The organism is Bacillus daqingensis (assembly GCF_042654445.1).
Taxonomy (GTDB): Bacteria; Bacillota; Bacilli; order Bacillales; family Salisediminibacteriaceae; genus Alkalicoccus; species Alkalicoccus luteus.
Genome location: NZ_JBHSGK010000003.1, coordinates 92,683 through 119,380 on the forward strand (window position 1 = coordinate 92,683; position 26,698 = coordinate 119,380).

At 50.2% G+C, this 26,698-nt stretch carries 34 protein-coding genes; 25 read left to right on the plus strand and 9 right to left on the minus strand.

What is annotated here, in order from left to right; genetic code table 11:
- Positions 1–58 precede the first annotated feature (58 nt).
- The 11 genes from ACFO4L_RS01610 (at position 59) to modB (ending at position 10,603) form a co-directional block, all read left to right on the plus strand.
- Positions 59–436, plus strand: a complete 378-nt coding sequence (locus ACFO4L_RS01610) for a GntR family transcriptional regulator (RefSeq protein ID WP_377907893.1) — start codon at positions 59–61, stop codon at positions 434–436.
- Positions 433–1,311: an ATP-binding cassette domain-containing protein gene (locus ACFO4L_RS01615; RefSeq protein ID WP_377907894.1), complete on the plus strand. Its 879-nt coding sequence runs from the start codon at positions 433–435 to the stop codon at positions 1,309–1,311. The genes ACFO4L_RS01610 and ACFO4L_RS01615 overlap by 4 nt, the downstream gene beginning before the upstream one ends.
- Positions 1,308–2,021: a hypothetical protein gene (locus ACFO4L_RS01620; RefSeq protein WP_377907895.1), complete on the plus strand. Its 714-nt coding sequence runs from the start codon at positions 1,308–1,310 to the stop codon at positions 2,019–2,021. Before ACFO4L_RS01615 ends, ACFO4L_RS01620 begins: the two co-directional genes overlap by 4 nt.
- Before the next feature lie 222 nt (positions 2,022–2,243).
- A complete protein-coding gene (locus tag ACFO4L_RS01625) occupies positions 2,244–3,059 on the plus strand; it encodes a GGDEF domain-containing protein (RefSeq protein ID WP_377907896.1) in 816 nt (271 codons plus the stop codon).
- Between the two features lie 171 nt (positions 3,060–3,230).
- Positions 3,231–3,458, plus strand: coding sequence for a hypothetical protein (locus ACFO4L_RS01630; protein ID WP_377907897.1), 228 nt, complete (start codon positions 3,231–3,233; stop codon positions 3,456–3,458).
- Between the two features lie 13 nt (positions 3,459–3,471).
- Positions 3,472–3,975, plus strand: coding sequence for a hypothetical protein (locus tag ACFO4L_RS01635; protein ID WP_377907898.1), 504 nt, complete (start codon positions 3,472–3,474; stop codon positions 3,973–3,975).
- Between the two features lie 128 nt (positions 3,976–4,103).
- Positions 4,104–4,559 carry a MarR family winged helix-turn-helix transcriptional regulator gene (locus ACFO4L_RS01640; protein WP_377907899.1) on the plus strand — a complete coding sequence of 152 codons (456 nt, stop codon included), beginning with the start codon at positions 4,104–4,106 and terminating at the stop codon, positions 4,557–4,559.
- Positions 4,560–4,883: 324 nt separating this feature from the next.
- Positions 4,884–5,546 carry an NAD(P)H:quinone oxidoreductase gene (wrbA, locus tag ACFO4L_RS01645; RefSeq protein ID WP_377907900.1) on the plus strand — a complete coding sequence of 221 codons (663 nt, stop codon included), beginning with the start codon at positions 4,884–4,886 and terminating at the stop codon, positions 5,544–5,546.
- Positions 5,547–6,057: 511 nt separating this feature from the next.
- Complete coding sequence (locus ACFO4L_RS01650; protein WP_377907901.1) at positions 6,058–9,120, plus strand: YhgE/Pip family protein; 3,063 nt, start codon at positions 6,058–6,060, stop codon at positions 9,118–9,120.
- 92 nt (positions 9,121–9,212) lie between these two features.
- The gene (modA, locus tag ACFO4L_RS01655) at positions 9,213–9,953 is read left to right on the plus strand and encodes a molybdate ABC transporter substrate-binding protein (protein WP_377907902.1); all 741 of its coding nucleotides are present in this window, start codon (positions 9,213–9,215) and stop codon (positions 9,951–9,953) included.
- Entirely contained in the window at positions 9,950–10,603 is a 654-nt protein-coding gene (gene modB / locus ACFO4L_RS01660; protein WP_377907903.1) for a molybdate ABC transporter permease subunit, read from the plus strand. The genes modA and modB overlap by 4 nt, the downstream gene beginning before the upstream one ends.
- A gap of 161 nt (positions 10,604–10,764) precedes the next feature.
- On the opposite strand, the gene ACFO4L_RS01665 is transcribed toward modB, so the two are convergent.
- Positions 10,765–10,989 carry a hypothetical protein gene (locus ACFO4L_RS01665; RefSeq protein ID WP_377907904.1) on the minus strand — a complete coding sequence of 75 codons (225 nt, stop codon included), beginning with the start codon at positions 10,987–10,989 and terminating at the stop codon, positions 10,765–10,767.
- Between the two features lie 91 nt (positions 10,990–11,080).
- On the opposite strand from ACFO4L_RS01665, the gene ACFO4L_RS01670 reads away from it, so the two are divergent.
- The 4 genes from ACFO4L_RS01670 to ACFO4L_RS01685 all read left to right on the plus strand — a co-directional run bounded on the left by ACFO4L_RS01670 (position 11,081) and on the right by ACFO4L_RS01685 (position 14,915).
- Positions 11,081–11,278, plus strand: a complete 198-nt coding sequence (locus ACFO4L_RS01670; protein ID WP_377907905.1) for a hypothetical protein — start codon at positions 11,081–11,083, stop codon at positions 11,276–11,278.
- A gap of 3 nt (positions 11,279–11,281) precedes the next feature.
- On the plus strand, positions 11,282–12,310 hold the full coding sequence (locus tag ACFO4L_RS01675) for a CdaR family transcriptional regulator (protein ID WP_377907907.1): 1,029 nt from the start codon (positions 11,282–11,284) through the stop codon (positions 12,308–12,310).
- Positions 12,311–12,492: 182 nt separating this feature from the next.
- Positions 12,493–13,752: a GntP family permease gene (locus ACFO4L_RS01680; RefSeq protein WP_377907909.1), complete on the plus strand. Its 1,260-nt coding sequence runs from the start codon at positions 12,493–12,495 to the stop codon at positions 13,750–13,752.
- A 26-nt stretch (positions 13,753–13,778) separates the two neighbouring features.
- A complete protein-coding gene (locus ACFO4L_RS01685; protein WP_377907910.1) occupies positions 13,779–14,915 on the plus strand; it encodes a glycerate kinase in 1,137 nt (378 codons plus the stop codon).
- 47 nt (positions 14,916–14,962) lie between these two features.
- Here ACFO4L_RS01685 and ACFO4L_RS01690 read toward each other — a convergent pair whose 3' ends face one another.
- Both ACFO4L_RS01690 and ACFO4L_RS01695 read right to left on the minus strand, forming a co-directional pair.
- On the minus strand, positions 14,963–15,238 hold the full coding sequence (locus ACFO4L_RS01690) for a hypothetical protein (protein ID WP_377907911.1): 276 nt from the start codon (positions 15,236–15,238) through the stop codon (positions 14,963–14,965).
- Positions 15,239–15,316: 78 nt separating this feature from the next.
- Positions 15,317–15,595, minus strand: a complete 279-nt coding sequence (locus tag ACFO4L_RS01695; protein WP_377907912.1) for a DUF4190 domain-containing protein — start codon at positions 15,593–15,595, stop codon at positions 15,317–15,319.
- A 155-nt stretch (positions 15,596–15,750) separates the two neighbouring features.
- Between ACFO4L_RS01695 and ACFO4L_RS01700 the strand changes: the two genes are divergently transcribed.
- The 3 genes from ACFO4L_RS01700 (at position 15,751) to ACFO4L_RS01710 (ending at position 17,422) form a co-directional block, all read left to right on the plus strand.
- Positions 15,751–16,296 (plus strand): cysteine hydrolase family protein, encoded by a 546-nt coding sequence (locus ACFO4L_RS01700; protein ID WP_377907913.1) that lies wholly within the window; start codon positions 15,751–15,753, stop codon positions 16,294–16,296.
- Between the two features lie 80 nt (positions 16,297–16,376).
- The gene (locus tag ACFO4L_RS01705; protein WP_377908551.1) at positions 16,377–17,228 is read left to right on the plus strand and encodes an STAS domain-containing protein; all 852 of its coding nucleotides are present in this window, start codon (positions 16,377–16,379) and stop codon (positions 17,226–17,228) included.
- A complete protein-coding gene (locus ACFO4L_RS01710; RefSeq protein ID WP_377907915.1) occupies positions 17,225–17,422 on the plus strand; it encodes a hypothetical protein in 198 nt (65 codons plus the stop codon). The genes ACFO4L_RS01705 and ACFO4L_RS01710 overlap by 4 nt, the downstream gene beginning before the upstream one ends.
- Positions 17,423–18,123: 701 nt before the next feature.
- Here the strand turns inward: ACFO4L_RS01710 and ACFO4L_RS01715 are convergent.
- Positions 18,124–18,825 carry a C40 family peptidase gene (locus ACFO4L_RS01715; protein ID WP_377907917.1) on the minus strand — a complete coding sequence of 234 codons (702 nt, stop codon included), beginning with the start codon at positions 18,823–18,825 and terminating at the stop codon, positions 18,124–18,126.
- Positions 18,826–18,981: 156 nt separating this feature from the next.
- Positions 18,982–19,113, minus strand: coding sequence for a hypothetical protein (locus tag ACFO4L_RS01720; RefSeq protein WP_377907918.1), 132 nt, complete (start codon positions 19,111–19,113; stop codon positions 18,982–18,984).
- 142 nt (positions 19,114–19,255) lie between these two features.
- Here ACFO4L_RS01720 and ACFO4L_RS01725 point away from each other — a divergent pair, with 142 nt between their 5' ends.
- Positions 19,256–19,630, plus strand: coding sequence for a DUF1801 domain-containing protein (locus ACFO4L_RS01725; protein ID WP_377907919.1), 375 nt, complete (start codon positions 19,256–19,258; stop codon positions 19,628–19,630).
- Positions 19,631–20,237: 607 nt separating this feature from the next.
- Here the strand turns inward: ACFO4L_RS01725 and ACFO4L_RS01730 are convergent.
- Positions 20,238–20,525, minus strand: a complete 288-nt coding sequence (locus ACFO4L_RS01730; RefSeq protein ID WP_377907920.1) for a YggT family protein — start codon at positions 20,523–20,525, stop codon at positions 20,238–20,240.
- Positions 20,526–21,026: 501 nt separating this feature from the next.
- Here ACFO4L_RS01730 and ACFO4L_RS01735 point away from each other — a divergent pair.
- Positions 21,027–22,220: an MFS transporter gene (locus tag ACFO4L_RS01735; RefSeq protein ID WP_377907921.1), complete on the plus strand. Its 1,194-nt coding sequence runs from the start codon at positions 21,027–21,029 to the stop codon at positions 22,218–22,220.
- Between the two features lie 37 nt (positions 22,221–22,257).
- Here the strand turns inward: ACFO4L_RS01735 and ACFO4L_RS01740 are convergent, their stop codons facing one another.
- Positions 22,258–22,554 carry a hypothetical protein gene (locus ACFO4L_RS01740; RefSeq protein WP_377907923.1) on the minus strand — a complete coding sequence of 99 codons (297 nt, stop codon included), beginning with the start codon at positions 22,552–22,554 and terminating at the stop codon, positions 22,258–22,260.
- A gap of 115 nt (positions 22,555–22,669) precedes the next feature.
- A complete protein-coding gene (locus tag ACFO4L_RS01745; protein WP_377907924.1) occupies positions 22,670–22,909 on the minus strand; it encodes a hypothetical protein in 240 nt (79 codons plus the stop codon).
- A 112-nt stretch (positions 22,910–23,021) separates the two neighbouring features.
- On the opposite strand from ACFO4L_RS01745, the gene ACFO4L_RS01750 reads away from it, so the two are divergent.
- The 3 genes from ACFO4L_RS01750 (at position 23,022) to ACFO4L_RS01760 (ending at position 24,361) form a co-directional block, all read left to right on the plus strand.
- Entirely contained in the window at positions 23,022–23,195 is a 174-nt protein-coding gene (locus ACFO4L_RS01750; protein ID WP_377907925.1) for a hypothetical protein, read from the plus strand.
- Between the two features lie 75 nt (positions 23,196–23,270).
- Entirely contained in the window at positions 23,271–23,864 is a 594-nt protein-coding gene (locus ACFO4L_RS01755) for a CHRD domain-containing protein (protein WP_377907926.1), read from the plus strand.
- Between the two features lie 134 nt (positions 23,865–23,998).
- Complete coding sequence (locus ACFO4L_RS01760) at positions 23,999–24,361, plus strand: hypothetical protein (protein ID WP_377907927.1); 363 nt, start codon at positions 23,999–24,001, stop codon at positions 24,359–24,361.
- Here the strand turns inward: ACFO4L_RS01760 and ACFO4L_RS01765 are convergent.
- The gene (locus tag ACFO4L_RS01765) at positions 24,358–24,606 is read right to left on the minus strand and encodes a hypothetical protein (protein ID WP_377907928.1); all 249 of its coding nucleotides are present in this window, start codon (positions 24,604–24,606) and stop codon (positions 24,358–24,360) included. The genes ACFO4L_RS01760 and ACFO4L_RS01765 overlap by 4 nt on opposite strands.
- A 125-nt stretch (positions 24,607–24,731) precedes the next feature.
- Between ACFO4L_RS01765 and ACFO4L_RS01770 the strand changes: the two genes are divergently transcribed.
- Together ACFO4L_RS01770 and ACFO4L_RS01775 are read left to right on the plus strand one after the other, a co-directional pair.
- Positions 24,732–25,292 carry an RNA polymerase sigma factor gene (locus tag ACFO4L_RS01770; RefSeq protein WP_377907929.1) on the plus strand — a complete coding sequence of 187 codons (561 nt, stop codon included), beginning with the start codon at positions 24,732–24,734 and terminating at the stop codon, positions 25,290–25,292.
- On the plus strand, positions 25,282–26,697 hold the full coding sequence (locus ACFO4L_RS01775; protein ID WP_377907930.1) for a hypothetical protein: 1,416 nt from the start codon (positions 25,282–25,284) through the stop codon (positions 26,695–26,697). Before ACFO4L_RS01770 ends, ACFO4L_RS01775 begins: the two co-directional genes overlap by 11 nt.
- The last annotated feature ends 1 nt before the right edge of the window (position 26,698 follow it).

Consider the following 26,698-nt stretch of genomic DNA (forward strand, 5'->3'; position numbering starts at 1 on the left):
ATATATACTTATATACATAACTATATAACCTTATAGGTTAACAGAGGCGGTGGCATGTATGAGTGGATCGCTGGATGATTCCAGGCCGATTTTTTTGCAAATTAAGGAACGGCTCGCGGATCAAATTGTAAATCAACAGCTTAAGGAGCATGACCAGGTTCCATCGACGAATAAGCTGGTCCAGTTTTATCGAGTGAACCATTTGACGGTCGCAAAAGGAGTCAATCAGCTGGTAGAAGAAGGCATACTTTATAAGAAAAGAGGGGTTGGCATGTTTGTCGAGGAAGGGGCAAGAAGCAGGCTGCTGCAGCAGCGAAAGCAGGCATTTCAGGATGCGTTCATTGAACCGATGATCAAAGAAGCAGATATGCTCGGTTTATCGGAGCAGGAATTGCTCGAACTGATTCGACAGGGATGGGGAGGTGGTGCACGATGACCCTCCTGCAAGCAGAAAATCTTCACGTGTCATTTAAAAACGAGGAAGTGCTGCATGATATTAGCTTTACCATGAAGCAGGGAAACATTTACGGCCTGATCGGCCGGAACGGTGCTGGGAAAACGACGCTGCTGTCTGTGCTTGCGTCCTATCGTCAAGCTGACAGCGGCAAGGTTCTCATTAACGGCAGGGAACCGTTTGAAAACGAAGCGCTGATGCCGAAAGTAGCCTTTCTTTATGAAACGGATTATTCGGATGAAACGGAAACCGGACTCGTCCTGCTGAAGCTGGCGGCCAGGTATCAAGAACAGTTCGACTTGGAGTATGCAACAAAGCTCGCTGCGAAATTGGAGCTGCCGCTTGATAAACCGGTACACAAGCTCTCAACTGGTAAGCAGGCAGCTCTGAACGTGACGCTAGGACTCGCTTCAAGAGCGCCGGTGACAATTTTTGATGAAGTATACAGCGGTATGGATGCCCCGACGCGGGATACGTTTTATAAAGAACTGCTTGATGAGCAGGAGCGGCATCCGCGGATTATCATTCTGTCGACGCACCTCGTGTCAGAGATGGATTACTTGTTCGATCACGTGCTGATGATCCACGAAGGCAGAATGCTGTTGGATGAACCGGTAGATGCCCTATTGGAGCGCGGGTTTTCCGTGACTGGTGATCATCAGCGGGTGGAGGCGTTTGCTGCAGGCCGCAATGTGATCAGCGAACAGCGGCTCGGCGGAACCAAATCGGTGATGATTTTTGAAGAGCTGACTGCAGCGGATACAGCGAGAGCCTATGAGGACAGCCTGGATATCGGACAGGTGGCGCTGCAGGATCTGTTTATTCAGTTGACCGGCAAAGGAGGACAAGCATCATGAAAGCACAGTGGAAGAAAGCAGCCCGTGATCTAAGCATCATGCAGGGAACGTGGGCGGCCTGGCTTTTAGGAGTCGTTTTGATTGGATATATCGGAGCACACATCATGCTGAGGATACCGGCGTTTGCAGGCTTTATTAATGAAACGGGATTGATCACGTTCGGCTTTCATGAACTTGTCTGGAATGCCATGAATATCTTCATGCTCGTCATTGGAATCATGTCCTGCTACGCCTTTCTCGAGATGTTTGTCGGCTTCGGGGTGACGAGAAGGAGCTATTACAAAGCGTCGATTACGTCCGCGCTGCTCCTGGTCGCATTCGTGAATACAGCTGGCTTTGCAGTAAGTCCGCTTCTGTCCGTCCTGCTTGGTTTTGGAGGACCGTTCAGCTGGGGAATGGAAGCAGCGCTGCTTCCCGCATACATGCTGACGGCGTTTATTTACTATTTAGCCGGATGGATCATCAGCGTCGGATTTTACCGCTGGCAGCTGAGTGGCGGGTTTGCCTCTATCGCCATAGCTCTCGTAATTCTGACCGTAACGGACCGGTTTTGGAACTTGGACAAGCCAGTGCCATTTCTATCCGCCTTTTTCGATTTGAATCTGGCGCAGGGGGCATGGCTTGCAGCAGCAGTCAGTCTGCTTTTTGGGGCAGCCGCACTAACAGGCATCCGAAAAGCAGTCTATAATATACCGGTAAAGGTAAAGTGAAACGACATGTAAAAGCGTCCTGCTGGCAGGACGCTTTTTATTTATAGGAAAAAAGACTTAATATAGACGAAGTATTTCTGCCAATAATTAGTTTAACAATTACGATAGCGGGTAAAACTAGTACATAAGCGTTATAAAAAGATGATACAAAAGTTTTGCGGTCGTGTATATGGTACGTTATACTAATGACATCAGCGAATAGAGAGACGGCTGGAAAGGAACATGCATATGCGATTCCAAAGCTATGTTACAAAACTGTTTACTGCTTATATGCTGCTTGGTGTTGCAGTTGGTATTGTGTTTTCCATCGTCGTACCGGCGATCATTCCCATTCCAACGGAGTCACGAACGTTTTTTACCGGATTTGCTGTTTCAGCAGGTGTGCTGCTCGGACTGCTGAACTTTCTCGTAGCACGGCAGTTTATCATCGGATGCACCTCGATGTTTCAACAAGTACTGGACCGTGTGCGAAATGGTGATTATCAAGCACGTTCCCAGTACTCAGGAACGGATGTCGTCCGCACGATGTCCGACGCGCTGAACCGGACGATTGCCTCACTCGAACAAAAAGATTACAGTATGCTGCACGACAGGCTTACAGGACTGCCGAACCGGGAAGCGCTCGACAGAATGTTCGCAGAAAAAGCAGAAAAAAGGAAACTGTTTTTTATTGATCTCGATCAGTTCAAAAAAGTGAACGATACTTACGGACATGCGGCCGGCGATCAGCTGCTGCAGGAGATTGGCAGACGGCTGCAGCAGCTGGACCGGTCCATCGCCACTAGATCCTTCCGGTACGGCGGTGACGAATTCATCTTAATCTCAGATGAGCAGATGAGCGAAGAAAGGCTGAACGAGCAGCTGACACAGACGTTATCTGCACCGTTCTTTATCGGTGAACATCCGTATCAGCTCAGCTGGAGCTTAGGCTCCCATTCCTTTAACGGAAGTTTAAGCAGCTATTCCTCGATACTGGAAATAGCAGATCAGCGGATGTACGAAGCAAAGCAGGCACGTGCAGAATCTACCATCAGCTGACCGACCTGTCTTTAACGACAGGTTTTTTGATGTGGTAAACAGCGGTGCTGCATACGTCATTCTGCGGTATACTGAAGCTGATTCGTCCGCACAGCTGCTTAGAAAAATACCACATTTTCTCACGATGGAAGATGACTTCCATATGTTACGCTTAAGTCAGGAGGGGCATGGATGCAGTTTCGTACAATAATTTCAATTGCAACAGGCTTGTTTCTGCTGATCTATATTGTTATGGACGTTCCATTTACGGCAGGATACTTTGTGCTTGCCTTATTGTTTACTTTACTAGCCGCAGCACCTGCTCAGGAGGGAGGCCGGCAGCTTCCTTACGTTCGCTGGCTCTTCGGATTTTTTGCTGCCGTCTGGCTGATGCTCGGGATCTTGAACGTCATGGGATAGAGGAGGAAAAAACATGAAAACAGCTGCTGGAGCTATCGGCATTGTCTTGCTGGCAGGGTGTGCGCTTCAGGAAGAAAACCAGATGCAGGCTTACGCAGAAGACACAGGAGAAAGCGTTTACGTGCTCGAATCCGACTTATTTGAGAAGGCTTCGATGGAAGTCCACCCCGGAAGCATATCAGAGACATACGAAGAGGTGGACGGGGAGCGGAAGTTGGATCTGCAGCACGGGTACGGCGACTTGATGGCTGATCATTTCCGCATGTACCTGGAAGACGGCATAGACGTGTATGCCGATTCACCAGAACTCTCGATCGTAGAAAAAGGATCGCTGATCGGCCGCTATTATGTTAATCATGCTGATGGGCATCATTCGTATCATTTCATCGATAAACAGATGATGGCTGACTTGACGGAGGAAAACAAAGGGACACGTATAGCGGTATCCCATATGGAGGAAGACGAATTCTGGGAGCTTGTGTCAAGCCTGGAGCAAGCAGATTGGACGACGGAGTAGCAGCTGCTGCGGATCATCGCATGCAGCTGTTTTTATCGAACATAATGCCAGCAGCTGGGGCAGGTCGTTGACGAGAGGTCGGCAACAGGATATACTTACCTCGAATTCGAGATAAAGGAATGATCACCATGACGAAGCAGAATGACCGAATTGAGGAAGAACTGTCGCTCAAGCTGTTTGTCGTCCTGACAAGAGCGAATCAGTCTCTAAAAAAGAAAGTAGAGGAAGATATTAAGCGCCACGGGCTCAACACGACAGAGTTTGCCGTTCTGGAACTGCTGTATAACAAAGGCGAGCAGCCGATTCAGAAAATCGGAGACAAAGTCCTGATTGCAAGCAGCAGCATCACGTACGTTGTGGATAAGCTCGAACAAAAAAAGCTCCTGCTGCGCAAGCCGTGTCCAACAGACCGGCGGGTCACCTTTGCTGTTCTTACCGAAACAGGTACAGAATTGATGGGCCGCATCTTTCCAAAGCATCGGGAAGCTATTGATGATATTTGCAGCAGCCTGGAGCGGCAGGAGAAAGAACAGCTGATTGACCTGCTAAAGAAGATTGGCCACAGTGCAGAAGCATACAGTTGAACCGGCAGCGGAGCATTTTTGTTCCCGCTGCTTTTTTTAGGTTTAACAATCTGTTTCCAGTGGTAGAAGTAATAGTGTTGCTATAAAAACACCCCTCGCTATATTTTTTAAAGTTATTTAAAAATTTTTAGAGAAATATCTTGAATTCGGAATATATCTGATGATATGATAAAACTCGTAAGCAGACATGTACATCACGCAAGGGAGGGGTCAGCTGAAAGCCGGCCTGCAGCAACAGTGACTGCCGGCGGATCTTTTGCACGTTACATCTCGAATTAGAGAAGTATGAAAGTGAAGCATCAGGCGTCAGGAAGGATGAAGAGCATGGGGTTAATGGATAAACTATTTGGAAAATCAAAGGAGATGGATGACATGGAAAACGTAAAAGTAGCAGTTGTTTATTATAGTATGGGTGGTACGAACTACCAGCTTGCACAGTGGGCAAAAGAAGGAGCAGAAAGTGCAGGAGCAGAAGTAAAGCTGCTTAAAGTAAAGGAGCTGGCTCCGGAAGAAGTTATTAAGCAGAACGAAGGCTGGCAGCAGCACGTTGATGAAACCCAGCACGTTCCGGAAGCGTCTAACGACGATCTCGAGTGGGCAGATGCCATCATTTTCAGTGCACCGACCCGTTTCGGTAACGTTCCTTCACAGATGAAGCAGTTTCTCGATACAACTGGTCCGCTTTGGGGACAGGGCAAGCTCGTCAACAAAGTAGTCAGTGCAATGACTTCTGCACAAAATCCGCACGGCGGACAAGAGTCCACACTGCTTAACTTGTACACTACTATGCACCACTGGGGAGCGATTATCGCATCACCAGGGTATTCCGATCCTGTACAGTTCGCATCCGGCGGTAACCCATACGGTATCAGCGTGACAGTCGGCCAGGACGGCAAGATGGCTGACGACGTAGCAGACGGCGTCAAATACCAGGCAAAGCGTACGGTCCAAGTTGCAGGCTGGGTAAAAGCAGGCATGAACAGCTAAGCAATAGTACCAATAAAAACCCCTTCCGCTTTTTATCATGCGGAAGGGGTTTTTACTGCTTCCAGAGAAAAGCATTTTTATGCCGAATGCTTGTAGATCATTGCCATGTAATAATGATGAAGCAGTTGGCAGCTTCTAAGCGTCGATTACAGCTCTGATCTGTCGCATCTTCACGTTACATAACAGATTATTAACCGTCCAGGTTAAGTAAAAAAACAAGTGTACCTAAGTATCCGAGTCCGCTTAAAATGTATACGGCAGTCATGCGAGACTCCTCCTTTCGTGCTGAGTTTCTGAGAGAACTATTCCCGGAAGTTATTTTCATAAAACGTTTTACGAGGTTACAAGCTGATTACATCCTTGTTTCTGAACGATAAACGCAGCAAATTAATACTGTGAAAAAACAAAGAGCGTGATAAAGTTCACAAATTCGTCACGTCAAAACTGAATCACATCGCACGCAACTTCCGTATAATGAATCATCATTCATTTAAAAACGGGAGGATCAGCCATGCAGCATGCGAAGCAAATTATCAAACAAGATTTAAAAAACATTAAACGAGTGCCCCTGGTCGGCATCTTGCTAGTCGGACTGGCAGTGCTGCCGGCTCTATACGCCTGGTTTAATTTAGGCGCTGCCTGGGACCCTTATTCGAATACTAGTGAAGTGTCGATCGCCGTCGTGAACGAGGATGAGGGGGCAGAGTTTGAAGGTGAGTCTGTACATATTGGAGATGAACTAGTTGAGGAACTGCAAACGAACGACGAACTGGACTGGCAGTTCATGTCCCGGCAGGAGGCACATGATCAGGTGCGCCGGGGTGACGTTTATGCGAGTGTTTATTTGGATCCGCCTTTCTCAGAAGAAACCATCCGCTTAGTGGAGGAAGGGGATACGAATGCGGCGGTGCGCTATGAGGTGAACGAGAAGATCAATGCGATTGCCCCGACTATGACGGAAACGGGGGCCACAACCATTACCCAGCAGATTAACGACAGCTTTGTCGAGGCTTCTTCTGCAGCGCTGTTAGAGGAGTTTGATCGTCTCGGCCTCAGACTGGAAGATGAGCTTCCGACGATGAGAACGATGGCAGACACCGTCTATGAGATGGAAGCAGCACTGCCCGAGCTTCAAGAGCTGACCGATCTTCTCGTCCAGATTGACGATGGCTGGGAGGATATTGACGGAATGGCAGAGAGGTTTCTCGAGCTTGAACACAGGGGGAGTGACGTAGAGCAGGCATTCTCACAGCTTTATCACTTGGAGGACCAGCTTCCGCGCATGTATGAGGCTGCTGATACGGCAGAAGAAGTGGAAGAGATGCTCCCGCAGCTGGAGCGCGTCATTCACTCGATGGAACGAATCAATGACAGGTTTCCACAGGCAGAAGCAGAGCTGCAAGGCATATCAGATAATCTGAGCGGTGTGGAGGCGGTGATTGCAAGCGGAAACGCAGTCGTGCCGGAGATTGAAGCGGAGCTTGCTTCTGCAGAGGCAGCGCTTGGAGAGCTGGAGGAACGGGCGCACCTGCTGGAGCAGCAGGCAGAGCTGGGGCGTCAAACCTCGGTGACAATTCTTTCGGGCGTGAGCGAGCTGCTGGAACAGTCGTTGGAATCGGCCGCGGCTGCAGAGGAGCAGCTTGATGCCCTGCAGGCAATCGAACTGGACGTGCTTCCGGATGAAGCTGCCGCTTTAGCCAAAGAAGCAGTGGAGCTGCTTGAAGAGGTGCAGGCGGCTGGGGAGTGGACAGAGGAGAAACTGGAGCAGGCGGACAGTCTGCTGGCAGACATAGATGACGCTTCCCTGCCGAAACCGGAGCTGGATTCTGACCTTTCGGGTAATACACTCACGGAGAGTCTTAATGAACTAGAAGCAGCAATGGAGCAGGCAGCTGAAAGCCTGCGAACCGTCGAAGCAGATCGTGAAAATGCTGTACTGACTGCGCTGGCCGAAGAAGCAGAGCAAGCGCTGGCTTCGTTTCAGGAGAAACGAGCAGCGCTGCCTCCTGAGGCAGCGCTGGAAGAAGCCGTCATGGGAGCGGTTGATGCGCTGGAGCAGCAGGCACTAGAGCTTATACACGTGCCGCAGCAAGCGCTTCGTGACTTTGTGCAGTCAGTCGAGACGGCTTCGGCTGCTGAGATTGTGCAGCTAGCCGATGAAGTAGAATTCATTCTGACAGACTCGATACGCTGGATAGAAGAAACCGATGCCGCATCAGTCGAGCCGCTAGAAAAGGCGCAGGCTTCGTTGGGGAACATTCAGCAGGCAGGTGATGATGCGGCAGAGCGGGCAAATGACGAACTGGACCGGATTCAGCAAGCAGAGCGCTATGTAGCAGAAGAGGCGCCTGACCAAATCGCCGCTGCTTTTGCGTCTGTTCGGGAAACGCTTGATCAGGAAGACCGTTTTCGTGAAGCAGAAACGTATTTAGATCAGGCAGTGGTCGGACTGGCTACAGCTGAGGACGTAGTCGAAACGGCAAGGATCGCAGTAAACACGGGTAAGGATGAGCTTCCTGCTGTTGCTGACAGCTGGGCTGAAGCGACGGAATCTGCCGGTGAGGCATATCCGGATATCGAACAGGCAGTCAGCTCCTTTTCCTCCTTTTTATCGGTGCAGCTTCCGGTTGCCGAAGAACGGATTGATCGGATGATCCGGTTTGCAGAAGAAGACTGGCCGAAGGTGGAGGATGGATATGCCCATGCAGCTGCTCTTTTAGAGACAAACATGCCAAAGGTTGAAGAAACGATCGGCGAAGCGGCCTCGATGGCAAAAGAAGATTTTCCTGAGGCAGAGGCAGGACTGGTGGAAGCAGCGGACCGTATGCGGGCGTTAGAAGATAACGAAACCGTACAGGAGATGATTGACGCTCTCCGAAATGATCTGTATGAACAGGCAGAGCTTTTGGCAAATCCAGTAGCGATGGAGGAAGAGAGCCTTTTTCCGATTCCGAATTATGGATCCGCAAATGCACCGTTCTACACAGCACTAAGCCTCTGGGTAGGAGCGCTGCTGCTCGTGAATCTGGTCAGCACGAATTTGCACGGACCTGACCGCCGACCTGAATATACGGAGCGTGATATTTATTTGGGGCGCATGGGAATCTTCCTTATAATAGCGGTCATGCAAGGGCTCGTCGTCAGCATCGGCAACATGGCGATCCTTGGTATGTACAGCGCACACAGCCTCTGGTTCACGGTGTTTTCCGTCGTCATCGCTGTGATTTTCATGCTAATGGTTTATACACTGGCCTCCATTCTCGGAAACATCGGGAAAGCGTTGGCCATCGTCCTGCTCGTGCTCCAGCTTTCCGGGGGAGGCGGCACCTTTCCTATTGAAGTCACGCCTTCCTTCTTTCAGACGATCCATCCATTTCTGCCGTTCACGTATGCGATTGATCTGCTGCGGGAGGCAGTGGGAGGCATTGTCTGGTCCGCAGCAGGGTTCAGCCTGACGATTCTCGCTGGCTGCGGTATGGTCACGATTGTCATTGGTCTGCTGCTGAAGCCTAAGCTTGCAGCGAGGATCCAGGCAACCGCAGATAAATCGAAAGCGAGCAGACTGATCGAATAATGACGCTGGTGTTGCGCCAGCGGGCGAACAGTTCCACTGACGGGTATTTTCCGGTAGAATAACGGGAGATAAGAAAATTGGAAGGTGGAGCTATGAGACATACTTTGGCATGGGGAGCGGTTCTGCTGCTTGCCGGCTGCGGGGAGGAGCAGGAGGAAATTCACGTAGCGGCAGCCTCCGGGCTGTATCACGTACTGACTGACATCGGAGCTTCCTATGAAGCGGAAACGGGCACTGCTGTCGTTTTCAGTTTTGGAGCGACCGGCCAGCTGACGCAGCAGATCGAGCAGGGAGCAGCTTTTGAGCTGTTTCTTGCAGGTGAGGAGGAATACGTAACGAGACTGGAGCAGGGGGGCTTTGTTTCAGAGGGGACGGGCATCGCCGAAGGGGTGGTGACACTCGTGTCTGGGACCGAATCAGCACCCTACGAATCGGTACATACGCTTTTAGAGGAAGATCTGCGCACGGCGATTCCGAATCCTGAGCATGCGCCCTATGGCAGAGCAGCGCATGATGTGCTGCAGGCTGAAGGGATCTGGGAAGAGCTGAGCGATTCCTTTATTTACGCCAACGATGTGCGCACCTCGCTCCAATACGTGGAAAGCGGAGAAGTCGATGCTGGATTTGCGGCGCTCAGCCTGATGCAGGACAGCGAGCTGCCGTATATCGAGCTTGATACAGCGCTGCATGAGCCAATTATCCAGACGGCAGCCATTCCCGTGCAATCCGGGAAGCAGGAGGAAGCCGGCCAGTTTCTCGACTACCTGCAGTCGGCTGAGGTGCAAGCCGTCTTTCAAGCTTACGGATTTAAGCCTGGAGAGAATGCTTCATGACGGGGCCGCTGCTCTTATCGCTCCAAGTCGCAGCGGCAGCCACCGCTTTGGCTTTTGCAGCCGGAGTACTGCTCGCCTGGTGGTTCGCTGTCCGTCAGACGAAGCTGACCGAGCTTGTTTCGCTGTTGATCACGCTGCCGCTCGTGCTTCCGCCGACGGTGTTAGGCTACTATTTGCTCGTACTGCTCGGCCGCAACAGCTGGATTGGACAAACGTTTGAAGCCTTGGTCGGTTCGCCGATCGTGTTCACGTGGTATGCAGCTGTCGCAGCTGCAGCCGTTGCGGCACTGCCGCTGATTGTCCGCCCGATGCAGCAGGCATTTGAATCGGTGAACCGGAACAGTCTGGAAGCCGCGATGCTTGATGGAGCAGGACGGTGGCAGCTGTTTCGTCATATTATGGTCCCGCTTTCCTACCGCGGCATGCTGGCAGGGCTCGTGCTTGGCTTCGCACGAGCGATGGGAGAATTCGGTGCAACGCTGATGGTTGCCGGCAATATTCCCGGCAGAACACAGACGCTGTCGATAGCTGTATATGACGCGGTGCAGGCCAACCGCATGCAGGAAGCCCACCTGATGGTACTCGTGCTGAGCGCTGTAACAATTGCGGTCCTGTTTATGACGACCGTCGTGCTCAAAAAGCGGGTGTAGCAACGATCGAAAAAAGCCGGCATCAGCCGGCTTCTGGCGCTTTAACGTCGGCGCCGGACGAGATAAATACTGAGAATAATAAGTCCGATGAATCCCGCGATAATGAGGGGACCGCTTAATACAAACGTAGACAATCAGCGTCTCCTCCTTTCAGGCAAAAGCTAATCCTGTTTGTTTTTCGTGCCGGGGAATAAGTGCCAAAACTTAACGATCATAAATAAACATGCACCGATCACGGAAAAACCGATATTTTGCACGACGTTAACCGGCTGGTTAAAAATGAGCAAGTCAAGCACCACAAGTGCTGTAAAGAATAGTACGGATAAATAAACGAAATACGCTGCAGGCTGACTGGATAGCCGCTTCATCATCATCGCTCCATTCATTAAAGATGGTACTGCTTCTATGATAAGCATTTCAATCGTAAAGGTAAAGATTTATTCCGTAATGATTCCGATTGTAGAAAGGGGAACCGCAATGACAGACATAGTGATGATTATCGCTGCAAGTGCCGGAGGCCTGCTGCTTTTTTATAAAACAATCGAGCTTGCTGTAAAAAAAGGGATTGAGCGCTCCAACATCGGTCGCTACATACAAAAGGGTAAAGGTTTTGAGCCGATTGAAAGCAAAGGTACCGATTTTGCAGAGGAAGAAAATCAGCATAGGGGAGACTAAGCGATGATTACATCGGAAACGGCACAGCAGATCGTGGCACGGACGATGGAAATTCTGCCTTACAATATTAATGTTATCAGGCCGGATGGAACCATTATCGGCTCTGGAAATGCCTCCCGGATCGGGACGGTGCACGAGGCGGCGAGAGTAGTCCGCGAAAAAGGAACGGTAGTCGAGATTACGAAGGAAGAGGAAGGGCTTTGGGAAGGAGCGGTGCAGGGAATCAATCTGCCGGCTTTTCAAAATGGAGCGCTTGCTGCTGTGATCGGGATCACCGGTCCGCCGGACGATGTCCGCAGCTTCGGCAGGCTTGTCGTCATGACAGCAGAAATGATGATGGAGCAGGCTGTGCTGCTGCGTGAGATCCAGGTCGACGAACGCATGCGTGAAGAAGCGGCTTTGCAGCTGCTTGATGCTGAACAATCATCCGAACGTCTGGCTGAGAGACTGCAGCGGCTGAATATCTCAATGGACGGCCCGCGCACCGTCATCTGCTTCACCGATCCGGAGCCTGAGCACGTGAAGCAGACGGTTCAGCCAATTCTCTATAAAGATGAGCTGTTCTGTGTTCGTCAGGGCAGGCTCCTCGTTATCGCGAGGGCCGGTTCAGAACGGGAAATTCATGTTCGATTCCGCTCGGTTTCCGGCTTTCAGGCAGCGGCTGGACCTCCTGTTTCCGTGCACGATCTGCCGCAGGCTGCCGAGCTTGCCTTGGCTGCAGCCTCACTGCCGAACCAGCACGAATCGTTTTTACTTTACCGAGACGTAGATTTGGAAGTGCTGTTATACAAAAGCGGTAAAATGGACAAAGGGGTCCCGCCGTGGCCGCTTGACGAAGAGCTTACAGAAACACTTTCGGCTTATGTGGCGCAAAACGGCCGTCTCCAGGATACGGCAGCTGTCCTGCACATCCACCGCAATACGCTTCAATACCGGCTCGGACGCATCCGGGAAAAAAGCGGGCGTGATCCCAGGAAGTTAAAAGAGCTGTTATATTTGTACGCTGATATGCTGCGGACTCGCAGCAATTAAATCGGTTTATCCCCCGACCAACGGATGGCGGGGGTATTTTTAATAACCTTTTGTAGACAAATATACTAAAAGACCAATAAAGTTTCTTTATTTCTCATTTATTTTAGTCAAATGAACAATGACAGCGTTTTCGCAACCGCTTACAATTAGTCGTAGACTGATAACGAAGGAGTGGAAGCGCGATGCCAGTTACTGCATTAGGAGCAATAATCGGATTGGTGCTTGCGATCGTTTTAATACTTAGGAAGGTTCCGCCCGTTTACGCACTCGTAGCCGGAGCGCTCGTCGGGGGACTGACTGGCGGAGCAGGATTGGGACAGACGGTTGATTTAATGATATCTGGTGCAGAAGGCATCATACCAGCTGTGCTGCGCATACTTGCAGCCGGGATTCTTGCAGGTGTTCTGATCGAGTCAGGGGCAGCGGCATCGATCGCAAAAGCGGTCGTTCAAAAGCTTGGTGAGAAAAAAGCGCTGCTTGCGCTGATTTTAGCGACAATGGCACTCACAGCTGTCGGCGTCTTTGTCGACATCGCAGTCATTACAGTAGCCTCTATTGCACTCGTCATTGCACATAAAGCTCAGCTCTCCAAAACGGCTGTTCTTCTCGCAATGGTCGGCGGTGGTAAGGCAGGGAATATTATGTCGCCGAACCCGAACACGATCGCCGTATCAGAGGCGTTCGATGTACCACTGACGTCCGTGATGGCAGCAGGAATTATTCCAGCCATCTTCGGTGTGTTTGTGACGTATTTAATTGCTAAACGATTGAAACATAAGGGCACGTATGTAAACTTTGAAGACATCAAAGAGGGCGAAGACAAAGTGCTTCCGCCTGTGGGGCTAGCAGTTGTTGCACCGGCAGTCGCGATCCTTCTGCTCGTGCTGCGTCCAGTTGCAGGAATTGAAATTGACCCGATGCTTGCACTGCCTGCCGGCGGTCTGGCTGGTGCCATTGCGATGGGGAAAGCACGTGAGATTAACTCCTTTATCGTAACCGGCCTCAGCAAAATGTCGGCAGTTGCGGTTCTGCTGCTCGGTACCGGCGCGATCGCCGGGATCATATCAAACTCCGGTCTTCAGTACGTATTGATCTCCGGTATTGAGACACTTGGTCTGCCAAGCTATGCGCTTGCGCCGGTATCCGGCATTTTCATGTCCGGTGCTACGGCCTCAACGACAGCGGGATCTGTTGTCGCTGCGGAAGTATTCAGCGGAACGCTATTGGAGCTTGGAGTCTCGGGTCTGGCTGCAGCCGCCATGCTGCACGCCGGTGCGACCGTACTGGACCATATGCCGCACGGAAGCTTTTTCCATGCGACGGCAGGAAGTGTGCTGATGTCGATTCAGGAACGCTTAAAGCTGATCCCGTATGAGTCTCTTGTCGGTCTTACGCTCGCCGCTGTATCGACATTAATTTTCGGGGTGTTCTCCCTGTTTTAAACTGATGATTGGAAGGAGCATGGTTCATGAATATTGTCATAGCATCTGATTCATATAAAGGCTCGCTCAGCTCCCTGGAAGCTGGTGAAGCTTGCAAAGAGGGCATTCTGCGCGTTATGCCGGACGCAAACGTTACAGTGAAACCGATGGCAGATGGAGGGGAAGGGACGGTAACTGCGTTAGTTGATGCAGTTGGCGGAAGCTGGATGCAGCAGACCGTTCACAATCCCTTTGGGGAAAAAACCGACGCCTCCTATGCCGTTTCTGCTGACGGAAAAACAGCTGTTATGGAAATGGCGGAAGCATCCGGAATTCATTACTCAGCCTGCGGTCCCCAAGACGTGCTGCACGCCTCAACGTATGGCACAGGTGAACTGATTCTCGATGCGCTTGATCTCGGAGTACGGGAATTTATTATCGGCATCGGCGGAAGTGCGACAAATGACGCAGGCACCGGCATGCTGCGCGCACTCGGCGCCTCTTTTCGTAATCAGGAAGGTGAAGAGCTTCCTGAAGGCGGAGCGGCACTAGCCGATCTCGCCGCGATTGAACTGGAAGGCTTGGATGACAGGCTGAAGGAGTGCCGTTTCCGCATCGCCTGCGACGTGGAGAATCCATTGACAGGACCAGATGGCGCCTCCGCCATATACGGCCCGCAAAAAGGGGCCGGGGAAGAGGAAGTAGCGGTGCTGGATCGAGCGTTGAAGCAGTTTGCCGAAGTCGCACAAAAAACGCTCGGGATGGATTTGGATCGTCCTGCAGGAGCAGGGGCAGCAGGCGGACTAGGGGCAGCCTTTCTTGGATTTTTACCTAGCAGCCTGGAAAAAGGAGCCGTCATCGTAGCAGACGTTACGGATCTTGCAGAGAGCCTGCAGCAAGCTGATCTCGTCATTACCGGAGAAGGCGGTATTAATCATCAAACCGTCTACGGTAAAACGCCCATTCACGTCGCGAAGCTGGCGAAAGAACAGCGTACCGACGTGCCGGTCATCGCGCTCTGCGGATGCGTCGAGCCTGGCTATGAAACGGTTTTTAACGCCGGCATCGATGCTGTCTTCAGTACCGTGGATAAAGCTGCTGAGCTGGAGGAGCTGCAGGAGCATGCTGCCGAAAATGTAGCCCGTACAGCCGAAAACATCGCACGGCTTATGAAATTTTGTTAACATAAAAAAGCTCCGCTGCAGCACTGCCGCAGCGGAGTTTATCATGATTAATAAGTGATGGAGCTTGACATAACAGCTCCGAGCAGCATAACGGTCAGTACGATGGCAGATGCACCGCAGACAACTCCTGCAACGGCTGTTCCGGCTCCTTTTTGTGTAAGGTCCCGGGCTTCTTTGCGTCCGGTTAATCCTAGAAAAATAGACAATGTCCCTAATGTCAGCGCGACGACCGGCATAAAAAACATCAACAGGGAGAAGACACCGAGATAAATCGACATCAGCGCTTTGCTGTTCATTGATTGACGAAGTTCGATTGTATTCATATGAGACCTCCTCTTTCAACCGGGACGTTTCCCTTATTATACATGAGGCATCTTTGCCGATAAACGAATCTGCTCTGCTTAAACCGGGAGCTGTCCGCTGAAGAAAAAGAAAGCAAGAACAGCCATCGCTGCAGGAATGAGAAGACCAATGATCCCGCAGATGATCCCCGCTAGCGCAAGACCGCTGCCTTTCTCCAAGTTTGCCCGTGTTTCCCGTCTGCCGATAAAACCGAGGACAATTCCCAGCAGCGCAAAAGTAATGCCGCCGATCGGTAGCAGAAACAAAACGATCGATAAAATGCCGAAAATCAGTGCCATCAGTGCGCGGCTGTTCGTCTGCTGCTCTTCCAACTCCATATAAACTTCCCCCGTATCTGTAGCAACTGCTAAACATACAATGGTTTATTCAGCAGCCGCTTCTCTTTATCCACCTTATTCCCGCAAGCTTCAGGTGTGAAACAGACAGAAAAGAGGAAAAGGCGTTTTACAGCAGAAATCAAGGAGGGATCAACATGCAGGCATTGATGCTAGTTGACGTTCAGCGTGCGTTTCATGACGAATCCTGGGGAAAGCGGAATAATGAGCACGCCGAGGATAATATGCGTACCTTGCTCGCCGTATGGAGAGAGGCATCTCGACCGGTGATTCATATCCATCATACTTCTGAAAACCCGGACTCGCTATTTTACTCAGAGGGTGAAGGGGTAAAGGTGCAGGAAGGGCTGGAGCCGCAGGTAAATGAAGCCGTATTTCGAAAAACAGTCAACAGCGCCTTTATCGGTACAGAGCTGGAAGAATGGCTGCGCTCTAAAGGCATTTCCACTATCGTTGTTGCCGGTTTGACGACTCAGCACTGCATTTCCACAACAGTCAGAATGAGCGGCAATCTCGGGTTTCACACGTATGTCGTAGCGGATGCAACCGCGGCATTTGAGCTCCGCGGTGCGGACGGGACACTGATAGACCCTCATACGATCCATACCGTGTCACTTGCAACGCTGCACAATGAGTTTGGGCGCGTCGTGACAACGGAAGAATTGCTGACGACAGCCTTCTAAATGGATGATTTGCCTTTTCTTTCTTATAGACTCTATAATGGGTAAAGACCAGGAAGAGATGAGGGATCAGCGTGACCGTAATGAACAATTTGACGCAGGGGGAGTTTTCTTCTCTTCATGTTGTCTCACAGCGTGTGTTCAAGCTGATAGCACAGGAGCTGGACATGAACTCTGTCTATATCGTAAAGAAAAACGGCGATCAGATGCATGTATTCAGCGTCTATAATCGGGATGTTGAGATCGTTCCGGAGGGATTCCAAGTTCCTTACCAGGAAGCATACTGCTCGCACGTTCTTTCAAGCGGCAGCGGAGATTTTCAAGCAGGTGATTTGAGGGGCAACGAGTCAACTAGAGAAATGGATATAACAGAAGAGCTCGACGCACGAGGATTTCTCGGCGTCCCGCTTTGTAATCGCTCGGGAGAGGTGTTCGGCACTCTATGTGCGTTAGATAAAGAAGAAAAGTATTTTTCAAATAAAGATATTTCGTACTTAAAAGCGATGGCTGAGCTGCTATCCCATATCATTGAACTCGATGAAACAAAGGTGAACCTGTCATACTTGAACCTGCCTGTTATACCGATCACAGAAGGCGTCGCGGTTTTACCTGTCCAGGGCATTATTGATGAAAAACGCGCAGAAAAGCTCATGGAGGAAATGCTTAAGGAAACCGCAGAACGGCAGCTTGATTACGTGATTCTTGATTTGTCAGGATTAGTAACGATAAACGAGCAGTTCCCGGATGTCCTGATTCGCTTAATTCAGGCTGTTAATCTGATGGGCGCAGGTACGGTCCTAACTGGCATCAGTCCGCAGACGGCGATGCATCAACGGGATAATGACATGCTGAAGGATACGCAAGCTGCTCCCAATTTAGAGGCTGCTTTAAAGATGGCGGGCTTATATATTTCGAAAGAGGCGGATCAAGCGTGACGGATTCAGCGAAATACAAAAGCTGGTGTGCACTGATGACAGCGTCGATTCCCATTGCTATCCTTGCCGGACTGGACAGCTGGATTCACATGGTTTTCCGCGGCGGTGAAGCTGACTGGCAGCTTGGCGTTTTGCCAGTCTTTTTCGGCGTAGGAGCTTTCAGCTGCTTACAGGCGATGCTCATTAAACGGTAATGTCTGCAATAAAGAGGCCTGCGATCACAAGGATCGCAGGCTCAGAGTGTCGGTAACGTATTTTTAAGTGAATAACCTTACACCTGCCTGTATCTGCGGACCCTCGCTTTCAGGAGGGAACGGGCTCAGCTAACCGCTTCCTTCTTCCGTCGGAAGCGCTGGATCTTCGCCTCGTTCTGATCCTCTCGGAGTCGAGGTCCTCCGATGTCGGCAGCTGATAGCATGTTTCACGTGCTTGAAACTGCACGATCGGCTTCCGTACAGATAGAACCTTCCCGATGAGACGTTTCGATATCAAATAGAGATGTACGTCCTTCATCGATTTCATAATAAACGTAAAAAAGCCGTCGCTTCTGCCTATTATGACGTTGTTCTCCAACCAGCAGAGCCACTTTTCCGATGTGTCCGGCGGAGGCGCAACAAGCAGTTTGAAGATACCGTGCCGTTCAGATCTGTGAACGGCATTAACGATCGAGCGGAGCCGGACTGGCTCTTGAAGGCTTCTCGTGAGAAGCCTGTTTCCGAGTGAAGCCGCGCCATTCTAATGCGCCAGCCTCCTGTGCCGTTCTTCCGTTCGTACGGGAAATAGCTGAAGGCCAGCCCACGGCAGACTCAGCAAGCAGAAGGGAAAAAGTTGAAAGACTTTTTCAACAGCCTGGGCCTGCGATCACAAGGATCGCAGGCCTCTTTATCGTGATGGACTACATGCTTTTGGCACCTAGATACCGCTGCTTCCAATAGCTGTTATCCATGCTCGTGACGGTTACGCCGGTGGAGGCGCCGGAATGCAGAAATTTATTATTCCCGAGATAAATGCCTGCATGGGAAGGCCCGGTGCGGGTTTCAAAAAAGACAAGATCGCCTTTTTGCGGCTTATCAACGCGCGTTCCGGCATCCCACATTTGAGCGACTGTACGTGGAAGGTTTTTTCCGTTTTCTTTGAAGGCGTATTGGATAAATCCGCTGCAGTCAAATCCGGAAGGTGTATCACCGCCCCAGACGTAGCGTGTGCCCATATGTGATTTGCCTGAAGCGATTACCCGCTCAGCAAAGCTTCCGTCCGCGCTCTCCCGAACAGATGCTGTCTCTGTTTGAGGGGCAGAGGCCGTTGATTTAGAGCTCGATCCCGCTTGAAACAATCCGAGGGAGCCAAGTGTTTTAGGACCTGCTGTGCCGAAGAAATTTCCATTTGCATGCGAGATGCCTGCAGACTGCTGATATTTCTGGACGGCTCGCTTTGTAATCGGACCAAAAATACCGTCCACATTGGAGCGCTTGTTGTAACCTTTATCCGCCAAGAGCTGCTGCAGTTCCTTAACGAAATCACTGCGGTCACCGTAGGAAGTGGAACGAATCGCTGTCTGAGGCGGAGTCATTGGTCCGCCGGAGGAAATAATCGTCATGCTCGTACGCCCTTTCATCCGCTGCAAAACGGTCTTTTCCATTTTATCGGCATGACTGCCGTATCTATGCAGCCAAAACGAAAAAATGAGCCGTATAGACTAGTAAAGCAACGAAACCGACTGGATCGTCCAGTCGGTGTGGTGAGCCAGTAATCGCTATTGATGAAGAACAGAGATGAGCGCCTTTATAAATTCAATTCCCTGGAAAAATAAAATGCTTATTCCTGCAGCGCCTGCCAGTGCGATCATCGCCTGTCTGACTAACATCATAACGTGAACGGTTGCCATCTTCACCATCTCCTTTTTTTTGATCTTACTCCTTTTACAAAGAAAAACCAGCGGAAAATTGTGAGAGACAATGGATAATATTGGGGGAAGCGCTTACGACTGTGATAGAATGAAAGAACCTACAAAAAGGGGGCCTCCCGATATGAAATTGGAAGCAGAAAGCCCGGAAGAATATGTGAATAAGCTGCCTGATGACTGGAGACGGGATCAGCTTCTGGCAGTCAGGGAAAAAATGCTGGCCCACAAAGCAGTTAAAGAAGAAATCGAGCACGGTATGCTCATGTACCGTATTGGCATGACGCGCCTGTTCCATGTTGGTGTTCAGAAGGCATATGTGAGCGTTTATGCTGGATGTATCGAAAAAGTTGATCCTGAGAAAAAGTTGTTGGAGGACTTCTCGGTAGGCAAGAGCTGTATTCGAATCAGCCGCGCCATAGACCTCGAGGATACAGGATTGCCACAATTTATAGCCGCTGCCGTAGCAAAAGCCAGACGCGGAGAAGACGTCGGCTGTTAATAAAACACGCTGCTTCCAATGTGGAAGCAGCGTGTCAGGCTGTTGAAAAAGTCTTTCAACTTACATATTTGTTCGTTTGATTGTATTTCCCCTCCGCTTACCAGCGGAAGCTTGCCATGGGCTGGCCTTCAGCTATTTCTCAGGGCGACCCCTGAGAAAGGATCTTCAGACTGCGCTGATCCCACGGGCGTCCCCGCCGGACACATCGGGGAAACGGCTCTGGTTCGTGGAGAACAACGTCACGACAGGCAGGTGCGACCGCTTTTTTTACCTTTTATACGGAATTGTAGGAAGAATTGGCATCCCTGTTCAACATCGAAACGTCGCATAGGGAAGGTTCAATCTGTATGGAAGCCTATCGTGCAGGCCTAACCACACATATGAACCGTACTGCCAGCTGCCGACGTCGAAGGAACTCGACTCCTGGAGGATCAGAACGAGGCGAAGATCCAGCGCTTCGGACAGCAGGAGGGAGCGGTTAGCTGAGCCCGTTCCCTCCGGAAAGCGAGTGTCCGCAGATGCAGGCAGGTGCAACGTTATTCACTTAAAATGACTTTATCCACACTTTGAAACACGCTGCTTCCAATGTGGAAGCAGCGTGTTTTCCTTAAATACCAAGCGTATTCAAAATCGTTGCAAGTCCGCTGAGCGCCAGCATTTGTATAAAGCGGAAAGCAATCAGGGCGAAAATGACGCTGATGTCAATCATGCCAAGTGGCGGAATGATTTTTCGGAACACTTCCACGTACGGATTAACGATCTTATGCACGAATTCCCCTACAACATTCTCTCCGAGCGCCGGTACCCAGGACATAATAACGTAATAGAAAATAGCGATATAATAGGCAGTAAACGCATATTGGAAAATATCATAGATGGTTTGACCTATTCCCATGGTGTTCATCCTCTCATCTGTTTTTCTTTCTTCCTCAGAAAGGAAGGTTTCTCCCCACTCCTATGGTATCAGAACATCGCTTAAAATGCTTCCGCAGCGTTCGAAATATCAATGAACTTTTTTCGTTATGAACCAGCACAGAAGGCCCGACACAAGCACGTAGAGAAAAAACTAAAAACTACTTTACAAATCCTTCCTGTTATCGTAAGATCTTCTGTACATGCTGAGAACGGATCAACAGGCGGCCCCCATTTTTACAGAGAGCTTTCCATTTGCTGAGAGGAAAGAAAACAGGACCGTTGAATCAACTCCGGGAGCAGCGCACAGGATTCTAAAAGGGATGATTGTGCGCCGGCAGCCGCCGTTATCAGGCTACGGTATATCCGGGAGAAAACCGGCGTACTGGATAAGGTTTTTCAGGCGACTGAAAAATAAAAAATTGAGGTGGCACCGCGGAGAAGATCCGCCCTCTGTTCCGTAAAGGAAGGGAGGGCTTTTTTTATGTCTGTTCAAGCAAAGCTATTAACCGTAACAAGTCTTTCATCAGTTGGAAGCTGGACCTCGTTTATTGCCGTTAATCTGTATGTACTGATGGAAACATCCTCCGCCTTTGCGGTCGCACTGCTGTATATTGTCCGGCCGATTGCGGGCATGGCGGCGAGTCTGCCGGCAGGAGCTCTGGCGGACAGGATGCCGTCGCGTAGCCTGCTTGCCAAATTAGATATGTTTCAGGTTGTCGCTCTAATCCTGCTTTTTGCAGGTATCATGCAGGGAACTGCACTGTATGTGATTTATCTGCTCGTCTTTCTCTCCAGTGCGATTCAGGCCGCGTATGATCCGGTTGGCGCTTCTGCCGTGGTGCGTTATGTACCGGTCTCAGAACTTCAGCGTTATCATGCGATTCGTGCGGTTTTTGATTCAGGTGCCTTTGTGATTGGGCCCGCGGCTGCAGGAGGGTTTGCCGCAGCAGGATGGACCGAAGGAGCGATTCTCGCACACTCTCTACTTATGGCCGTCTCTTTTCTGCTGACATGCCTCTTGCCGGCTGGAAATGTTCCCGGTGCTGCTGAAAGAACGCAATCGTCCGCAAAAGCCAGAGCACTTAGGTTCACAGTGGTCATCAGTCTTTTTTATACGCTGTTTATCGTGATGCAGACAGTGACCGATTCGCTCGAAGCTGCTTTTTCTATTGCCGTTATTGGGTTAAGTGAAGCAGAGTACGGCGTTCTCGTAGGCTCTGCGGGGATCGGTCTCTTCGCCGGGTCCGTCTGCAATAAAATCTGGGGTATCCGCCTCACGCCGCTTCAGCAGTTTTTAAGCGGTGCGCTTGGTGTATCAGCAGGATATCTCCTGTATGCCGTTCCGGCGGCCCCAGCGTCGTCATTGGCTGGATTCATCGTCATCGGTTTTTTTACAGCTCCTGCAGGCTCCGGTTATCACGCCTTTTACCAAGCTCGCATCGATGCGGCCTGGACAGGTCGTTTCCGTGCAAAGTGGAAGGCGGTTGAGTCAATATCCGCGCTCACATTAACTGCTGCAGCTGGACTTTCAGCTGATTTGTGGTCGGTGCATGCAGCTGTAATGCTGCCAGTGGCTCTGATGGTCCTCTTTATGATGGCAGCGTGCGCCTTTACGTATTTGTGCAAAGATACCGATCAGGATAGCCGCCCACTATCAAAACAGTCTTCCGCATAAAAAAGCCGCCACAATTGGGCGGCTTCGTACATAACGGTTACGCGGTCCTGACAAACCGGGAATACGCATAGGAGGCGGATGCTGCAACCAGGTAAACTCCTGTGACCAGTGCTGCAATCGAAACGAGTGCAAGCGGAAACGTCGTAAATGAGTAAATCACAACGTCAACTGCATACACCTCATTGCAGGCAGCGGTATCCGGTGTAAACACAAAATGATTCCTGCAGTCCGGCATGACAGCCAGCTGATTTGCAAAGAAAAAGCTGAAGAATGCTGTCGGCAGAAACAGCAGAAAAGCAGAGAGAAATAGTGGGAAGCTCCGCAGGAAAAACATAGCAGCACCTCATTTCATTAAAGTAGGTTCTACTATCTTCATTCCCCAAGCCTTTCCAAAAAAACATGCAAGTTTACTGAAAATAGAAAAAAAGCAGAGGCAGGGATAATTGAATTTAAAACGGCAGCAAAATGCGGACCAGTACGGCGAACGAAACTAGTGCCAGCACCGTGAGCAGCCATCCGAAAAAGGAGGCGCGGTCCCGCTTCAGTTTCGTGTACGCATACAGTCCGCTAAATAAGAAGAGAATAAAAAAGTAGACGCTGTCCGGTAAGTAAAACGGTGTCAGCATGCTGAGCAGCACTAGTATAATCATGATTCCTGCCAGTATCGTTACGATGCGATCCAGTGTCATCACCTGCTTTACTGATCTGAGTTGAGTCCCTGTTTCCGATCATATCACAACGTTGAAGCCAGGTGTTTCTGATAATTAAAAAATGATAGTATATGGAATTGGAGGTGGGTAGATGGAATGGATTAACGCGCTTTATCAGCTGGCCGCTTTTTTGGTAGTAGCATTGCTCCTGATCGTGCCCGTGGTTGCGCTCATTCAGTTGGTTACATGGCGAAAGAAATTTGCCGCTCAGCTGGATCGCATCGAACAGGAGCTGGCACAAATAAAAAAAAGTGGAAAAAAGTGATCCAAATGGAAAACGCCTTCGTTTACTTAAGCAGGGAAGCTTGCTTCTCAACTTTTAAACAGGAGGCGTTATAGAATGAAAAAAGGATTACTTATGTCGACAGCCGCATTGTTTGCTTTTGGTGCTGCAGCAGGTTCAGCATCGGCTGCGCACGAGGGACGCACGTTTACAGCAGATTTGACACCTGAAGCAGAGACGATGGAGGTTGACAGCAATGCGGAAGGATCGGCTGTAGTCAATGTCAGTGAAGACGGGGAATCACTTGACTTCAGCCTGAGCGCTTATGAGCTGGAAGGTGCAGTCGCAGGGCACTTGCACAGCGGACCTGAAGGAGAAGACGGTCCGGTGGAATTATTCCTGTTTGAAAATGACGAGGCAATGGATTACGATGGAGAGATCGCTTCCGGAACGCTTACTGAGGATGATCTTGTCGGTGACTTGTCTTGGGAAGAGTTTTCGATGGCGCTTGTAGCAGGAGATATTTACGTGAACGTGCACACCGAAGCATTTCCGGATGGTGAAATTCGCGGACAGCTGATGGATGAGGAAGAAGGAGATATGATGGCTGATACTGCAGGCTCCGGCCCTCTTTATGCCATGATCGGTCTCCTGACCGCTGCAGCTGGCGGCGGCCTGATGCTCAGCCGTCGTAAAAAAGCAGAAGCGTAATGACAGACAGCTCCGGCTATTTCAGCCGGAGCTTTTTTTATTTCTTCTGATGCACAAGCAGCGAAAACGTGCGAAAATAGGAGGAGAATGAGGGGAGAGTATGAACCGATTTTCACCTGAAGGAGGAACGTAAGATGGGAACCATTCTGCTTCTGTTTGTTGTTTATATGCTGCTGAGCTTCGTCGTTATCTATCCATTCATCCTGCTCAGGAAGCGCTGGTATCTTTTTATTCCAAGCTTTATGGCTGTCATTGCCGCCTCCATTTTTTACATCACGGGCCGAACGAGACGGCTGGCATTGGAAGCGGACCGGGAAGCGGCGAGCTCTGTCGCAGATGCTGCTCCTCTCAGCAACGTCTACATGGTGACAGAGGAAATGTATGCGCTGCTTATCCTGCCTTTTATCGTCACGACTGCTGTAGCGGCAGGGCTCGTACTGGTGTTCAGCAAACGGCGGCCTCCAGAAGCACCGCCGGAAAAGCACCCGCAGTTTTAAGGAGCAGGAAGCATGCCAATCAGCGTTACCGCGGACACGAATCCGATCACGGCCAGGGTAAGCCAGGCTAAATCCCGCATAAGCTGTGAGCGGGACCATTTCGTATAGCAGAACAGGCCCGCTGCTGCTGTGGCAAGCGTAAGCAGGACACGCTCATGCTGAATGGCACTGCCCGCCTGTTCCAGAATCAGCGTGAGGACGAAAGCGGCTGAAAGCCACGTGCCAAGTATCCAAAGCAGTCGCACGTAAACCACCGCCTTTACTATTTGCTGAACGCATCATACCATATTCAACTAATTTGCGCCCGGAGCGGACCTGTCTGCCTCCGGGTTTCGTCTGTATACATAAAGAAACTTTAGGGGGAGAAGCGATGACAGATGAGGAACTGGTCCAGCGGATTTTGCAGGGGGAACAGGATGCGCTGGAGAACCTGCATGAACGACATGCCGATGGATTATATCGATACATATATGCAAAAACAACTAACCGCATGGACGCAGAGGAGCTGCTCCAGGACGTCTTTTTCAAAGCAGCGAAGCACTTGCCGTCGTTTCAGGGAAAAGCATCGTTTAAAACATGGCTGTACCGGATTGCCCGCAACGCACTGACAGATTACTACAGGTCGCGTACCGTAAAGCATCGTGCGGTACCGACAGAAGCGCAAGTGCTGGAAGCGGCCTCCGGGTTTGCTGACAGTCCGGAGGAAACAGTCGTTCAGCAAAGCACTGTTGCTGACATCGCCGAGCTGATAAACGGACTGCCAGCAGACTATCAGGAAGTCCTGCATCTGCGGCTGATGGAAGATTTCTCAACGAAAGAGACTGCCGCGGTCATGGGAAAATCAATGCTCTCTGTGAAAGCATTGTACCGTCGAGCCAAAAAGAAGCTTGCAGCAGAGCTAAAAGAAGGAGGAGAAGCGCATGGATCATAAACTGCGACAGGCAATGAAAGAGCGCCAGCCAGACCTTCGTGATGAAGCAAAAAAGCAAAGTCTGCAGGCATTTAAAGCAGGTACCGTAGAAGCGGAAGCCACTGCCAAACCGTCCCGTTTTCTTACCGGTGCGGTCTTCACAGGAGCGGTTGCCGCTGTAAGCATAACGGCTGTATTACTGCTTCCGGTCATCGACCTTCAGCCCGCTCCCGTTGATACGAATGACGAGCAGGAAATGCCCGTACCGGATGAAAATTCAGAAACAAAGGATGATGATCAGGAGCCATTGCCGTATGATGGACCGCCGGTGGATCTATCCTTAATTGGAGAAAATGACGCGATGCTCGGGAGCATATTTAATCGCGGGATTGATCGAAGAGATACGGAAAGCTATTCAGTAGACATGGAGGGAGGGAATGATCTTTTATTCTCCCTGCCAGACGAAGAGCCTTTTCAGGTCGAGAAGGCAGGACCGCTTACCAAGCTTACGCATGAAGTAGACGGCGGCAAACTGGAATTACTCGTGATTCATCCCGACGCGGATCAAGCGGAAGCAGAAGAGCAGAAGCAGGAGATGCTCTCCTTTCGCTACTCCGAGTCAACTTCCTATACCCTTTCTCAAGTGTTAAGAAAGCTTCATGATGAAGATGTCCGCTCGCCTCATGCAGGTATTATCCCGATTGAAGAGGAAGAGGCATCGTTTTACAGCTTTATCAGCGAAACAGACAACGAATTTATCGATATTGTGGAGACAGAGCTCTATGGACATGACATTTTTCTTAAGGCGGTGTATGAACTAGACCAGCCGGAACTCAGAAAAAATACCTGGTACACGCTCATGTTTTTTGGTTTTAATGATGTGGGATTCGTGATTCCAGGATCAGAAGGAGCAGTTCATCCTGATATAGACAGGCCTGAATCGGTGGACATGGCTAGGCGGTCAGGGGCATCCGACTATCAGGAGCAGACTTTTCGTTTAATGGCCAGTGAAGAACTTGGTATTTCCACTTATATTCCGGAAGATGCTGAGTATGAACTGTTCTCGCATGAATCGATGACGGAAAAGAGAATCACGTTACCTGCTCAATCCGAATACAGCTTCCTCTCGCTGATAAAACTGAATGAGAATTTTCCTGAGAACGATCCCACTGCCATTCTGGAAGAAACGTTTCCAGTAGAAGAAGAACATCGTGAAGCGTTGGAGGTGGATGATGGCAAAAGTTTTTCTTATTATAGTGAAGCTTCTGAAGGGAACTATCACGCATACTTTTTACTGCACGAATTGGACGGAGAAAAATATATGACGCTGTCTTATTCTGACTACGAAGATTACAACGGAGGAATTTTTTTCAGTCTTGCCGAAATAATCACAGACCAGTCAGAATTAATTCCCGAGCAGGAGTGAT